General features: G+C 66.4%; 9 protein-coding genes. 6 read left to right on the top strand and 3 right to left on the bottom strand.

All coding sequences use genetic code 11. The annotated features are described in order from the left end of the window. Positions 1 to 257 precede the first annotated feature (257 nt). The 6 genes from NFG57_RS15270 to NFG57_RS15295 all read left to right on the top strand — a co-directional run bounded on the left by NFG57_RS15270 (position 258) and on the right by NFG57_RS15295 (position 8,205). Positions 258 to 2,417, top strand: coding sequence for a TonB-dependent receptor (locus NFG57_RS15270; RefSeq protein ID WP_348814691.1), 2,160 nt, complete (start codon positions 258 to 260; stop codon positions 2,415 to 2,417). Between the two features lie 205 nt (positions 2,418 to 2,622). After that, positions 2,623 to 4,197 (top strand): MFS transporter, encoded by a 1,575-nt coding sequence (locus tag NFG57_RS15275; RefSeq protein WP_348814692.1) that lies wholly within the window; start codon positions 2,623 to 2,625, stop codon positions 4,195 to 4,197. Further along, entirely contained in the window at positions 4,194 to 5,432 is a 1,239-nt protein-coding gene (locus tag NFG57_RS15280; RefSeq protein ID WP_348814693.1) for an iron-siderophore ABC transporter substrate-binding protein, read from the top strand. Before NFG57_RS15275 ends, NFG57_RS15280 begins: the two co-directional genes overlap by 4 nt. Continuing rightward, on the top strand, positions 5,432 to 6,436 hold the full coding sequence (locus NFG57_RS15285) for an iron ABC transporter permease (RefSeq protein WP_348814694.1): 1,005 nt from the start codon (positions 5,432 to 5,434) through the stop codon (positions 6,434 to 6,436). The genes NFG57_RS15280 and NFG57_RS15285 overlap by 1 nt, the downstream gene beginning before the upstream one ends. Further along, on the top strand, positions 6,433 to 7,515 hold the full coding sequence (locus tag NFG57_RS15290) for an iron ABC transporter permease (protein ID WP_348814695.1): 1,083 nt from the start codon (positions 6,433 to 6,435) through the stop codon (positions 7,513 to 7,515). Before NFG57_RS15285 ends, NFG57_RS15290 begins: the two co-directional genes overlap by 4 nt. Positions 7,516 to 7,581: 66 nt before the next feature. After that, positions 7,582 to 8,205, top strand: coding sequence for an RraA family protein (locus NFG57_RS15295; RefSeq protein ID WP_348814696.1), 624 nt, complete (start codon positions 7,582 to 7,584; stop codon positions 8,203 to 8,205). Positions 8,206 to 8,283: 78 nt separating this feature from the next. On the opposite strand, the gene NFG57_RS15300 is transcribed toward NFG57_RS15295, so the two are convergent. The 3 genes from NFG57_RS15300 to NFG57_RS15310 form a co-directional block, all read right to left on the bottom strand. Next, the gene (locus NFG57_RS15300; protein WP_348814697.1) at positions 8,284 to 10,392 is read right to left on the bottom strand and encodes an IucA/IucC family protein; all 2,109 of its coding nucleotides are present in this window, start codon (positions 10,390 to 10,392) and stop codon (positions 8,284 to 8,286) included. Positions 10,393 to 10,512: 120 nt separating this feature from the next. Then, entirely contained in the window at positions 10,513 to 11,277 is a 765-nt protein-coding gene (locus tag NFG57_RS15305; protein WP_348814698.1) for an aldolase/citrate lyase family protein, read from the bottom strand. Then, entirely contained in the window at positions 11,271 to 13,367 is a 2,097-nt protein-coding gene (locus NFG57_RS15310) for an IucA/IucC family protein (RefSeq protein ID WP_348814699.1), read from the bottom strand. The genes NFG57_RS15305 and NFG57_RS15310 overlap by 7 nt, the downstream gene beginning before the upstream one ends. Between the last annotated feature and the right edge of the window lie 2 nt (positions 13,368 to 13,369).

The raw sequence follows: 13,369 nt of genomic DNA on the forward strand, positions 1-13,369 counted from the left end.
CAATTCGCTATATTGCTTGCCGCTGCCGAAGCTGCACACCTGCCCCACGGGCAACACGCAGCTCCCTCGGCAGGTGGCGCGAGACGGGCCGCCAGAAGCCCGGTCCGCCCTGTCCCATCGGCTCGTCTCGACAAGCCGGTCAACATCAGCCAAGCGATCATTCCATGCCTTCCCAGATTCCGACCCAGATCCACACACGCCCGCGGCCCGTTACTACTGCGCCAGTCACCGGCGTTACGTCATATGGCGGCTCTCCCTTGTCAGCGTCACTTTCCCTCGGTGCAGGCCTTTTGCTGCTGGCCGCTGCTCCGTCGCTTAGCTGGGCGCAGGCGGTTGGCGCCGATCAGCCAGGCACCGACGCCAGGGCGGCCACCGACGAGGCAGCTGTCCAATCCCAGGAGACCATGGTGGTGGTCGGCTCGCGCACGCCGAAGTCGATCAGCGAGATTCCCGGTGCGGTGTGGGTGGTGGACCAGCAGCAGCTGGAGACTCAGATCGCGACGGGAGCCGACCTCAAGACCGCGCTGGGCCGGTTGGTACCGGGGCTGGATCTGGCCCCCCAGGGACGCACCAACTATGGCCAGAACATGCGTGGCCGCAGCGTGCAGGTGCTGATCGACGGCGTCTCGTTGAACAGCTCCCGGGGCCTGTCGCGCCAGTTCGACGCCATCGACCCGTTCAACATAGAGCGCGTCGAGGTGCTGTCCGGCGCCAGCAGTCTTTATGGCGGTGGCGCCACCGGTGGCATCATCAATATCGTGACGAAGAAAGGTGACGGCCCCGGTCGCCACTTTTCCACCGCGACGAGCGTCACCAGCGGATTCAATGACAGTGACGACGCCGACTTCCGCCTGGCCCAGTCGATCAGTGGCGGCAGCGAGCGTGTTCAGGGACGTCTGGCGGTGGCCTATCAGGACAATGGACGCTTCTATGACGGGCGCGGCGACGAGATATTCCCGGACATCGCCCAGACCGACCTGCAGGACAATCGCTCCATCGACATCATGGGCAGCGTCGATCTGGCGCTGAGCGCCGAGCAGACGCTGACGCTTGGCGCTCAGCTATACCGCTCGGCCTATGAAGGGGACCGTGGGCTCTACTTCCCCAACCTGGCGCTAGGCAATCTGGAAGGCGCCGAGATCCGCGACGGCTATTCGTCGGATCGCGATCCCGAGACGGATCGTCGCATGGTCAACCTGCAGTACCACCACGCCGACCTGCTGGGTCAGGACTTCTACCTGCAGGCGTTCTATCGGGAAGAAGAGGCCAGCTTCAATGCCTTCCCCTACGCCACCACTCAGGGCGTCGAATTCCGCGCCTCCAAGCAGGATACCGATCTGGGCGGTATCAAGGCGCTGTTCGATGCCGAGCTGGGCGAGCGCGTGTCGCTGACCTATGGCCTCGACATGGACCGTGAGTCCTTCGACGCCGACCAGATGTACTTCGACATCGCCACCTCGAATGCCAGTGGCGGTCTCGTCCAGGAAGAGCGCGAGATCGGCCCGCGCTATCCAAGCTACGAGGTCGACGGCTACGCCGGCTTCGCCCAGGGCGACTGGCGGGTCACCGACGGTCTGACCCTGTCCGCCGGGGTGCGCCAGCAGCATATGGACGTCGAGGTCGAAGACTTCAACGGCGTACCGGGTGGCAAGAATGACTATGACGCCACCCTGGTCAACGCAAGCGCCCTCTACGATTACGGCAACGGCCACCAGAACTGGATCCAGTTCAGCCAGGGCTTTGAGCTGCCGGACCCGGCCAAGTACTACGGCAAGAGCGCCGATGTCAGCGTCGACGACAACCCGCTGGACGCCATCAAGACAGACCAGGTGGAACTCGGCTGGCGCTTCAATGACGCCGACTGGAGTACCCAGGCGGCGATCTACTACGCCTGGTCCGACAAGGCGGTGGAAAATGCCGAAGACCTGTCGGTCAGCGTGGTCGAGGAAAACAAGCGCGACTACGGCCTGGAGGCGGCGGTGACCCGCTTCCTGGACGGCGGTTTCGAGGTCGGCGGCACCCTGCATCTGGTGCGCTCGGAGCAGGAAGACGAGAACGGCAGCTGGGAAAAGCGTGACGCCCGCTATGCGTCGCTGTCCTCCGCTACGGCCTTCGTCGGTTGGCAGGACATGGCGGCAGGACGCAGCGCCCGCCTGCAGGCCAACCATGCCCATAACCTGGAAGATGACGATGACCGCCAGATCGACGGCTACACCACGGTGGACCTGGCGCTGGCACAGGATATCGATATCGGCCGTCTGACGCTGGGTATCGACAACCTGCTCGACGAAGAATATTCCACCGTCTGGGGACAGCGAGCGGCGATGTTCTACTCGCCCTACTACGGTCCGGAGTACCTGTACGACTATCAGGGTCGGGGACGGACCTTCACCCTTGGCTGGACCATGGACTTCTAATATTCGTCCACGGAATTCCCATCCCCACCAAGCGCCGGGCCATTTCGGGTCCGGCGCTTATGGTTTCAGGCTGGTGGCGTCGCTCACCTGGCGTGACGACTTCGGGTAGCATTTCTCTCATTTGATAATGAATTGCATTTGCTTTTGCATCATGGCATGCTCTTGCCCCTCCGCATTTCCGCTTTCCAGGACTGTGAGACGGTTCATGTTCCAGGCCCGGCCCACCAACACACTCGCCAAGGCCCCTGCGTCGCGGGGTGCTGAGCTCTCTTCCGATGCCTCGTCGAAGACCCGCGTCGGGGGCGCCTGGGTGCTGGTCAGCGTGTTGTTGGGCACCTTTACCGTCAGCCTCAACAATAGTGCGCTGAACCTGGCGGTGGCGGAGCTGATGGCGACCTTCGATGCCAGCGCCAGCCAGGTGAACTGGGTCATCACCCTGTTCATGATCAGCATGGCCATGACCATGCCGCTGACCGGCTATCTGGCCGATCGCTTCGGCCGACGGGTGATCTATCTGCTGGGGCTGGTCGGTTTTATCGCCGGTTCTGGCCTCGGCGCCATGGCCGACAGTCTAGACAGCATCATCATCGCTCGGGGCGTCCAGGGCATGGCGGCGGGACTGATGATGCCGCTGTCGCTGGCGCTGATCTTCGCCGCCTACCCGCCCGAACAGCGGGGCCGCGTCAGCGGCATCTGGGGGTTTGCGGTGATGATCGCGCCGGCCATCGGCCCAAGCGTCGGCGGCCTGCTGCTGGAGGTCAGCCACTGGCGGGCGCTGTTCGTCATGAATCTGCCCTTTGCGCTGCTGGGGCTGGTGGTGGGCTGGCGCTGCCTCCATCGGGAGGCGCCCAACCGTGCCAGGCGCTTCGACCTGCCGGGCTTTTTGCTGATCACCCTCGGTATGGGCGCGGTGCTGTTTTCGCTGAGCCGAATCGACAGTCTGGCCGAACTGCTCACGCCCTCGGCGCTCGTCCCCCTGGGCCTCGGACTTGCCGCCCTGGCAGGGTTCGTGGTGGTCGAACGGAGTATGGAGTTCAAGGCAGGGCGAATGCAGGAACGGAAAGCCGACCCAACAGCAGCTCAGGGCACCCCGGCGCCTTTACTGTCGCTGTCCCTGTTTGGACACCGCGCCTTTCGCCTGAGCGTCATCCTGGCCTGCCTGCAGTCCATCATCCTGTTCGGCTGCGTGCTGCTGGTGCCGCTGTGGATGCACCAGGTGCTCGGGGCGAGTCCGCTGACCACCGGGCTTGTGTTTCTGGCCACGGCCCTGATGGCGTCGCTGTCTTCGCCCATCGCCGGGAGGATGATCGACCGCCACCCGCCCCAGTGGTGCCTGCTCGCCGGCCTGGTGCTGACCGCTGTCAGTCTGGCGGGGCTGGCGCTGATGTCGTCGGCGACGCCAGCCTGGGTAGTGGGGCTGTGGATGGGGACGCGTGGTATCGGCCTTGCTTGCGGCTATCTGCCCTCCACCACCGTGGGCATGCGCGCCCTGCCAGACCGGGACATGGCCCAGGCTTCGGCCATGAACAATATGGCGAGGCGGTTGATCGCCTCGCTGGGTCTGGTGGCGCTCTCGCTTTACTACGACACCCGCGTCAGTGGCGTCACCGCCGCTGGCGTGAGTGCCGCCGAGGCCAGCGCCCAGGCCCTGCACGAGACCTTTATCGCCCTGGCCGCCATTGCCCTGCTGTGCCTGCCGCTGGCCTGGGCGCTGGGGCGAGAAATCGGCCACTCGTCGGGCGCCAGACACGCCAATACAGGTGAAGGATCATCCCCATGACGTTCACGCCATCGCTGCGACCGCCGTCGCAACCCTCACCAGGCTCGCGCTCGCCATTTTCATCGCTCATGCCACCCAAGCCGCCGCACCGCTCCGGGCCCCAGCCTCGGCAGGCACCCTCGGTGCTGCGCAGTCTGCTGCTGGTGCTCGGGCTGTTCGCCGGCGTGCTGGCCTTTGTGGCACTCGCCCTGCTCGCCGGGATGCTGTTGTTTGCAGGCGCTGCCGAGGCCGACATCAGGGCTGATACAAGGTCTGATGTAAGCGCGGACTCGGCGGCCGCTGCGACGGTAGTCTCCTCGGCTTCGGCGCCGCGTCTGATCACCTTGTATCAGGGGGGCACGGACAGCGCGGTGGCGCTGGGGGTAACGCCCATCGGGGTGGTCGATGCCTGGATGGAGAAGCCGACCTATCGCTACCTGCGCAAGGCGCTCGATGGCGTCGAGCACGTGGGCCTGGAGACCCAGCCCAACCTGGAAAAAGTGGCCTGGCTCGATCCCGGGGTGATCGTCGCCACCCGCTTTCGACACGAACGGGTGCGCCCGCTGCTCGAGCAGATCGCGCCAACGGTGTTCTCGTCCACGGTGTCTGGCTTCAAGGACTCGCTCGAGCTGGTGGCGGCGGCGACCGGGCGCGAGGCCAGGGCCGAACAACTGCTGGCCTGCTGGGACGACCGGGTGGCAGATCTGCGCGCGAAGATTTCCACGGCGCTGGGCAACGCCTGGCCACAGAAAGCCGCGGTGGTGCGCTTCAAGAGCGACCACGTGCGTCTGTATTCCTCCGGCTTCGCCGGCAGCATCCTGGAGGAGCTGGGCTTCCGCCAGCCTGACGCCGCCAACGACAGCGGCTGGGGCATGAAGTTGACCAGCGAAGAGAACATCCCCGCGCTGGACGCCGACGTCATCTTCGTGCTGCTGGAAGACGACCCAGCGATCGAAAACACCTACCGCCACTGGACCGCCCACCCGCTATGGCAGCGGCTGACCGCGACCCGCGCCGACCGAGTGTACGAGGTGGACACGGTCAACTGGATCATGGGCGGCGGTATCCTCGCCGCAAACGCCATGCTCGATGACCTCTATCGCCACTACGGCCTGGCGCCGCAGGCGCTCTCCCCTTCCTGCGCGCGGGGTGACGCGCTGGGTGAGGAGCCTTCAGCTATTAAAGAGCCTTCAGCTGTGAAAGAGCCTTCAGCTGTGAAAGAGCCGTCGCCAACAACAGACGAGGGTGCGGCCTGATGCTGGAACGCACCTCGACCCGGGCCGCCGGACTGATCCTCGGTACCCTGCTGCTGCTGGCGGCGTTCGGCGCCAGTGTGATCCTCGGTACCACCGAGATCGCGCCGCTGACCGCCCTTGAGGCCATCACCGACTACAACGGTGGCAGGGTCAGCCATATCATCATCCTCAGCGAACGCCTGCCCCGCGCGGTGATCGCCACCCTGACCGGTGCAAGCCTAGCGGTGGCCGGTGCGCTGATGCAGACCATGACGCGCAACCCTCTGGCCTCGCCAAGCATCCTCGGCATCAACGCCGGCGCCATGTTCTTTGTGGTGGTGGCGGTATCGCTGCTGCCGCTGCACACCCCCGGTCAGTACGTGTGGGCGGCCTTGCTCGGCGCACTGGTCGCCGCGCTCGCCGTGGTGGCGCTCAGCCGTGGCCGGCGCGGCGAGCTGTCACCGCTTCGGGTCGTGCTCGCCGGGGTGGCGGTGACGGCGATGTTCGTGTCCTTCAGTCAGGGCCTGTTGATCATCGACCAGCAGAGCTTCGAGAGCGTGCTGTACTGGCTGGCAGGGTCGGTCTCCGGGCGCGAGCTAGAACTGGTGGTGCCGCTGTTGCCGCTGTTTGCCCTGGCCCTTGCGATCACCGCGGCCCTCGCCCGTCAGGCCAACGCCCTGCTGCTGGGCGATGACATGGTCACCGGCCTTGGCATGCGCGCCGGCACCCTGAAGCTTGCCCTGGGTCTGTGCGTGATCCTGCTGGCCGGCAGCTCGGTGGCGCTTGCCGGGATGATCGGCTTCGTCGGCTTGATCGTGCCACACATGGCCCGCGGACTGGTCGGCATCGACCATCGCTGGCTGCTGCCGGCCTGTGCGCTGCTCGGGGCCACGCTGCTGCTGGTCGCCGATATCGCCTCGCGCTTTCTGATGGCGCCCCAGGAGATCCCGGTCGGCGTCATGACCGCGCTGATCGGCACGCCCTTCTTTATCTATCTGGCCCGCAAGAAGCAGGTATCCGCATGAGCAGCTTGTCTGGCGCCAACGCCGAATCCGCCACACAGGATCAGACACCGGGCCATGCACAAGGCCATTCACAAGGCCATACGCAAGAACAGGCCAACCGGCGCTATCGCCGCCTGGTAGCGCTGCTGGCGCTTGCGCTGGTGGCAAGCGCAGGCCTGTCGCTGTCGCTGGGTAGCTTCCCCACTCCACCCATCGAGGTGCTGAAAGCCCTGGCCGCGCCCCAGGCCAGCGACATTGGCTTTATCGTCTGGGAATTGAGGCTGCCGCGCATTCTGCTGGCGGTGCTGGTGGGGGCGGCGCTGGCGGTGGCCGGCGCGGTGCTCCAGGGCATCGTCAGAAATCCCCTGGCCTCGCCGGATGTGATCGGTATCACCAGCGGCGCGGCGCTGGCGGCGGTGGTATTTCTGGCCGGCTTTGCCAGTCAGCTGAGCATCCACCTGCTGCCGCTGGCGGCGCTGGGCGGCGCTGTACTGGCCACCGTGCTGGTGGTGGCGCTGGCCTGGCGTAAAGGGCTCAACCCCAGCCGGGTGGTGCTGGTGGGTATCGGGCTATCCGCCGCCATGGGGGCGGCGACGACCCTGCTGATCGTGATCAGCGACGACGCCTCGGCGCTGCACGCCTACGTATGGCTCACCGGCAGCCTGTATGCGGCCCAGTGGCGCCATGTGCTGTCGCTGCTGCCCTGGCTGCTGGTGGCGATTCCGCTGTGCCTGAGCCTGGCTCGGCATATGGACGCCCTGGCACTGGGCGACGCCGTGGCCGTCGGGCTCGGTGTCGATGTGCTGAGAAGCCGGCTGATTCTGCTGGCCCTCAGCGTGGCGCTAGCCGGCGCGGCGGTGGCGTTTGCCGGGGGGCTCAGCTTCGTCGGCCTGGTGGCGCCCCATCTGGCGGCCCGCCTGGTCGGCCGCAGTCTGGCACGGCTGGTGCCGGTGGCGGCGCTGTGTGGCGCGCTGATCGTGCTCTACGCCGACTTGATCGGTCGGGTGGTCTTTCTGCCCAAGGACCTGCCCGCCGGGGTCTTCGTCTCCGCGGTGGGTGCGCCCTTCTTCGTCTATCTGCTCTATCGCACCCGGCAGTAATGGTGCTAGGTGCCTCGCCGTGATCCGGTCAGCACCCCCTCAGCAACACGTCCGACAGGAGGTCCGATGTTCCACATTGCCCCGCGCAGGGACAGCTTCAGCCAGGCGCAGATCGATCGCTTTGCCGGGCTTGCCACCTCGACCCTGGGCCACTTCAGCGACTTTGGCGCCATCGCCTCGCTGGAGCCGCTGCACCGCCCGGTACGTCTGGTCGGCACCGCGCTGACGGTCAGAATTCCTCATGTCGACGGCGCCATCATCCGCGAGGCGCTGACGCTCGCACGCCCCGGTGACGTGCTGGTGATCGACGTGTCCGGTGATCATCGTCGCGCCTGCTGGGGCGAATTTCGCGCCTACGCGGCGCTGACCAAGGGACTGGCCGGTGTCGTCACCAATGGCGCTGTCACCGACCGGGAGACGCTGTCTCGGCTGACTCTGCCGATGTTTGCTGCGGGTACCAGTCCGCTGACCACCCGCTCGCTGTCGCTGGAGGGTGAGATCAACACTCCGGTATCCATCGACGGGGTCACCATCGAACCCGGCGATCTGGTGCTGGGCGACGACGACGGTCTATTCGTGGTGCCCCCGCACCGAGCCGACGAGCTGGCCGAAAAAGCGCTGACGAAGCAGCAGGACGAAACTCGTCGGCGCGAGGCGATGCTCGCTGAGCATCCCGAATGGCTTCGCTGAATATCCCGTCTCTTGCGCACGAAAAAACGGCGGCATCGGTGTTCACCGATGCCGCCGCTCGTTTACCTGACGGTGAGATCAGGCTTGCTGCAGTGTCCCCAGACGGTCGGCTTCGCCAGCGGTACTGACACCGCATTCAACACCGGCAGTTGCCTCGGCGTTCTGATGCGTCAGCGCCCCCTGGCAGGCCCTCAGCGGATTGACGGTCTCGCTGACGCCAAAAGGCATGCTGCCGGGACCGCCAGCACGCTCGATGATCGGGGCGATCAGGCGCTTGTAGGGCCAGCGCTCGCGCTCGAACAGCGCGGACTTCAAGACATTGCGCTCGGCGGCATCGAAGGGCACGGCGTCGAGCTGGGCCTCGAGCTGAACCGCCAGATCCCGCCATAGCGCGCGCTGGCAAAGGCCATAGTGCCCCGCCAGGGTGTCGATGATGGCGCGCAGGTTGACCTGGATCGCCAGGGTCTGCAGCCAGAACAACAGCGCCTCCTGACTGTTGTGGTAGAGGGTGTTGGCGTGACCCGGCTTGATCCGGTAGCAGGGATCCTGCATGCCGTGACGCTCGAGCTGGCCGACGTTGATACGCAGCGAATCGTGGTCACGCAGCAACAGTCCCTCGACCCTACCCTGGCGCACCACCAGCACGGCGTTCTGGCCGTGCACCTCCGCCAGCATGCCGAGCCTCAGCATGCGCAGGTTGATCTCGAAGAAGCGCGCACACAGCTCACCAAACAGCGCCTGTGCGCTCGCGGCGCCGGCTTCCATGCCACGTAGCGCCATCCAGTCATCGAAGACGTGATGGGCGCTGGTGCGAGCTGGACCGGACGCCCCGACCATCGGTAGCGGCGTGCCCAGGGTCGCCATGGGTACCAGCTGGGTGCCGGCCTGCTCGAGCAGCGCCTGAGGATAGCTGCGCACCATGGCGCTCAGATGGCGCGGGGCCTCATCGAACAGACTGGCGTCCTCGGGCAGGTAGGCCCACCACTTGCCTTCGTCACACAGGTGCAGGGCGCTTTCCAGCAGTGGATCGCGCTGCCGAGCTTCTTCCAACAGCCGTGCGCTCAGATCGCCATTGATCATCTTCACCGCCGGCAGGTAGCGCGAGGCCCCCAGCGAGTGGATGGCCATGGGCAGCTTGAGGCTATGCGCGGCGCCATCTGATGAGGGCGCAGCCGGCAGCAGCGAGCGCAGCGACGAGGTTGGCCACCAGCGCCCGGCCCGTGTCTCCAGGGTGATGCAGTGACCGGCGGCAAAGTCCTCGGCGAGCCACTTCGGCAGGGCATGATCGTGCTGCCAGGGGTGCACCGGCAGTGCCAGGTGGCTGTCGGCGATGCCCTTGGCGCGCATCTCCTCGTCCAGTGCCTGACGCTCCTCGGCCGCGAGCAGCCAGTCTGCGGGTTGTTCCAAAGGGGCGCTCTCTCTATCGGCGCCCGACCCCGCGCCGGCTGTCGCTCTATCGGCGCCCGAAGCCGCGCCGGCTGCGAGCGCCCCCACCCCTGCGCCATGGGTCAGCCGGTGACGCGCGACCGCCACCCAGTAAAGCTCGACGGGGTTGGCAAACTCGGCCATATAGGCACGGTACTCGGCAGCGCTTAAACCCTGTTTAGCCTTGGCGGTGGGATGGTAGGGCCGGTCGAGCAGCGACGCCCACTGCTCCAGAATGGTGAAGTGCTCAAGGGTGCCCAGGGAGGCGAGATGGCGGGTGTCCACGCCGTGGACCATGGAGGCCGTGGCTTGCCACAGGCTGTCCTCCAGGGCGTCGAGAAAGACGCGCTGGCCAGGCGTCAGAGCCTGTTCATCGCCGCCGAACACCCGGCGCATCAATGCCACGGGATCCAGGGGCGACGGAGTCCCCCCATCAAGCGCCAGCACCGGCGTGCCGGGCACCTTCTGCCAGTCCTGGGCAATACCGGGCTCCAGCAGCATCACCAGGCTGATCTTTTGGCTAGCGCCCTGATCCCGCTCTTGGCGCCACAATCGCGCTGCTGGATGGGCGACCAGCACCTCATCACCAAACAGCTCAGCGGCAAACGAGCGGGCATCGCCGTCATCTCCGACCAGCGAGTCGATCTCGAGGATCCCCTCGACCAGCAGGCCATCGACCAGCGATTGAAGGATCTGCTCGCTGGCCAGGCGCCTCGCCTGGGGTGAAGGAACGGGTGAAGAAACGGAATCAAACGAGGCCATATTGGGCTCTCCTTGCAACTGCAACAATCGGGGGCACCGACGAAGGCGCGACAGCAGGGTTCGGGGTTCGGGCAACAGGGGTTCGGGACCCAGGGGCACCGGAAGCAAGCGGCAGCCACCTCATGCGCGTGCCTCCTTCAAGGCGCTCGTCAGGGCGCGAAAGGCGATGCCCCGCTCGTCGCCGAGCAGGAAGGTACGCACTCCGCGCTCGCGCCACTCGGCCTTGGCGTCCGCATGGCGCAGGAAGGCGGCGTAGGGAAGGCCGTGGTCCGCCGCCCGCTGCTGCACCCGGCAGAGCGCCTTTAGCACCTCGGGGTGGGCGGTCTGCCAGCTCACACCCAGGGACTGGGACAGATCGGCGGCGCCCTCCAGCACCAGGTCGAGACCATCGACGGCGCACAGCTCGTCGATGCGCTCGACCCCGGCCCGGCTCTCGATCATGGCAACGACCAGAATCTCGTCGTTGGCCTTGTGAACGTATTCGGCCAGGGAGTGCTTGCCGAAGGCACCGGGGCGCCCGGCGTTGAGGCTGCGCGTGCCCTGGGGGGCGTACTTGCAGGCACGTATCGCAGCGGCCAGCCGCTCGGGGTCTTCGACGCTCGGCAACACGATGCCCTGAGCGCCGCCGTCGAGCAGGCGCAGCAGGGTCTTGGGGTTGTCGTCGGCGACCCGCACCAGCGGCGTCAAGTCATAGCTCTCGGCGGTGCGGATCATATGCTCGACGGTTTCCGGGTTGATCAGCACGTGCTCGGTGTCGATCACCACGAAGTCGAAGCCGGCTTCGGCGATCAGCTCGATCGACGCCGCCGTGGGTAACGAGGCCAGCACGCCGTAGACCTCGCGCTGCTCGCTTAGCGCACGTTTCAGGCGGTTGGTTCTCAGCATGGGGTGCGCTCCTGTGTCCCTGCATCCTTCCCCGTGGTCACAGACGCAGGGCGCGACGCCGGCGCATGCACGGCCAGGGGATTGGGCACCCGCTTGATCTGAGGCACCTCGTCACCGAACAGCCGCCGGCGGGTCAGTGCTTCCACTTCCCACTCGGGGACGAAGACGTCGAACAGGCGATAGCGCTCGGCGTGCTCTGGATGGGCGTCCTGGTAGGCGGTGATGACGTCGGCGACCATGGCCCAGAAGGTGCCCTCGGTGAGTCCGAAGTGGCGCTCGAGGAAGATCGCCATCTCGGCCAGGGCGATAAAGAAGAAGGCGTCGCAGGAGTAGTCGCGCACCGCCGCCAGGTCGTCGGTGACGATAAAGGAGTTGCGGTTGCGCGCGGTGTGGGCCGCCGGCAGCGGCTCCAGGCTGGGGGCCAGCTCCGGGCGGGCCAGCGCCGAGGGACAGAAGCGCACCCCGTCGTGGAAGTCCTTGAGCGCGACTCGCACTGGCCAGCCATCACGATGGATCACCACGATATTCTGGCCGTGGGACTCAAGTCCCACCCCTTCGGCGAACAGCAGGTGGATGATCGGCAGTGTCGCCACCCTCACCAGTTGACGGGTCCAGGCGTCGCGCCCGTGACGGGCGATCCAGTCGGTGATGAAGGGCTCTGCGGGCGCCCCGTCCGGGTCGCGCAGACACTGGCTCAAGCCGTTGAAGGGAACCGCCTGCTCGCCAGGGGCGAGAAAGCCGTCGATATGCTCACGCCACAGGGCGCCGGCCTGGCCGTACACCTCGTCATGGCGCAGGCCGCCAAAGGCGCGTTCGTCCAGGGCAACACCGGCCACCTCGCCAAGGATCACGACGTTGGCCGCCCCGGCGCCAGCGTCGCTCTCCAGAAGCTGCTTGAGCCAGGCAGTAATGATGGGCCCGTTGGTGATGGTATGGCGCGCCAGGATACGAGTGCTGGAGGTGTTGGTGATCCCCAGCGCCAGCTTGAGATAGGGCGTCGGGGACGCGCGTCGATCGTGATCCAGCGGCGCCAGGGTACGAATCGCCTGCTGCGGCCGATAGCGGGTCTCGCCCTCGCCGAGCAGGACGATCTCGCCACTGGCAAGCTCCGGGTAGAGCGCGCCGACCAGCACGTTTTCCCACTGCCAGGGATGCACCGGCAGCAGCACCGCCTGCTCGCGGGTAAGGCCTCGCTCGACTAGCCACCCGGCCAGACGCTGCCTGGCCGGCGACCCCTCGTCGCCCAACTCGGCATCGGCCATGGCCGCGAACGTCGCCAGGGCGCCGAGACCAGGAACAGCCCCCTGATGTGCCAGCCGCGCCGGCAGCGCCAGCCACAGTACCCGCAGCGGCTGGCCGAACTCGGGACCGAAGCGACGGTTGTCGCCAAGCGTGAAACCGAGACGAGACTTGTAGCAGGGATGGTAGCTGTGGGCGTCGGTGAAGTACTGCTCCAGGGCGTCGGCGTCGAGAGCGTGCGGCGCGCTCTGGCCGTCGACGGGCGCTGCTGTCGAAGACTGCAGGTCCTTGATCAGGGTCTGCTTGAGCTCGTTGATGAACCCCGGCTGCAGCCGCCCTTGAAGGCCTCCCTCGGCCATGGCGCTCAGTGTGGACGCCAGGTCGTCCAGAAACTCCGAGAGTGACGGCGACTGGGTCGGGCCATCGTGTCCGGCCAGAGCCGGCGCCTTTGTCGACGCCCGAGCCGACGCCTGTGTCGACGCAACAGCCAGACTCTGATGATCGAGGCGAATCAGCGAGAAGCTGTGGCACAGCCAGCCTCGCACCCGATAGTCGCGCTCCCCCAGGGAGACGACAAAGGTGGTTTCACGCCCCTGCCCTTCACCCTCAATCGGGGCCAGGTGCTCGCAGCGATACTCGAGCACGTCTTCGTACAGCAGCGTCTGCAGCAATTGGCCGATGACCCGCCGCTCGATACGCGGGCGATGACGCCAGTCGTCGGAACTGGCAAAGGGAACGGCAGCGGGAACAGCACTGGGAGCAACACAGGGGGCAACTCGAGGTGCGGCGACGTCAGCGACGGCGTCAGCGGACCCCGTCGCGGGCTCGGCAACGTAGGAAGGTGATGACATGA

This window comes from Halomonas sp. H10-59 (genome assembly GCF_040070555.1).
GTDB lineage: Bacteria > Pseudomonadota > Gammaproteobacteria > Pseudomonadales > Halomonadaceae > Halomonas > Halomonas litopenaei.

Bases quoted from the DNA above. Each gene is read 5' to 3' on its own strand.
- NFG57_RS15310 (WP_348814699.1), bottom strand. From the start codon at position 13,367: ATGTCATCACCTTCCTACGTTGCCGAGCCCGCGACGGGGTCCGCTGAC.
- NFG57_RS15280 (WP_348814693.1), top strand. From the start codon at position 4,194: ATGACGTTCACGCCATCGCTGCGACCGCCGTCGCAACCCTCACCAGGC.
- NFG57_RS15305 (WP_348814698.1), bottom strand. From the start codon at position 11,277: ATGCTGAGAACCAACCGCCTGAAACGTGCGCTAAGCGAGCAGCGCGAG.
- NFG57_RS15285 (WP_348814694.1), top strand. From the start codon at position 5,432: ATGCTGGAACGCACCTCGACCCGGGCCGCCGGACTGATCCTCGGTACC.
- NFG57_RS15300 (WP_348814697.1), bottom strand. From the start codon at position 10,392: ATGGCCTCGTTTGATTCCGTTTCTTCACCCGTTCCTTCACCCCAGGCG.
- NFG57_RS15275 (WP_348814692.1), top strand. From the start codon at position 2,623: ATGTTCCAGGCCCGGCCCACCAACACACTCGCCAAGGCCCCTGCGTCG.
- NFG57_RS15290 (WP_348814695.1), top strand. From the start codon at position 6,433: ATGAGCAGCTTGTCTGGCGCCAACGCCGAATCCGCCACACAGGATCAG.
- NFG57_RS15295 (WP_348814696.1), top strand. From the start codon at position 7,582: ATGTTCCACATTGCCCCGCGCAGGGACAGCTTCAGCCAGGCGCAGATC.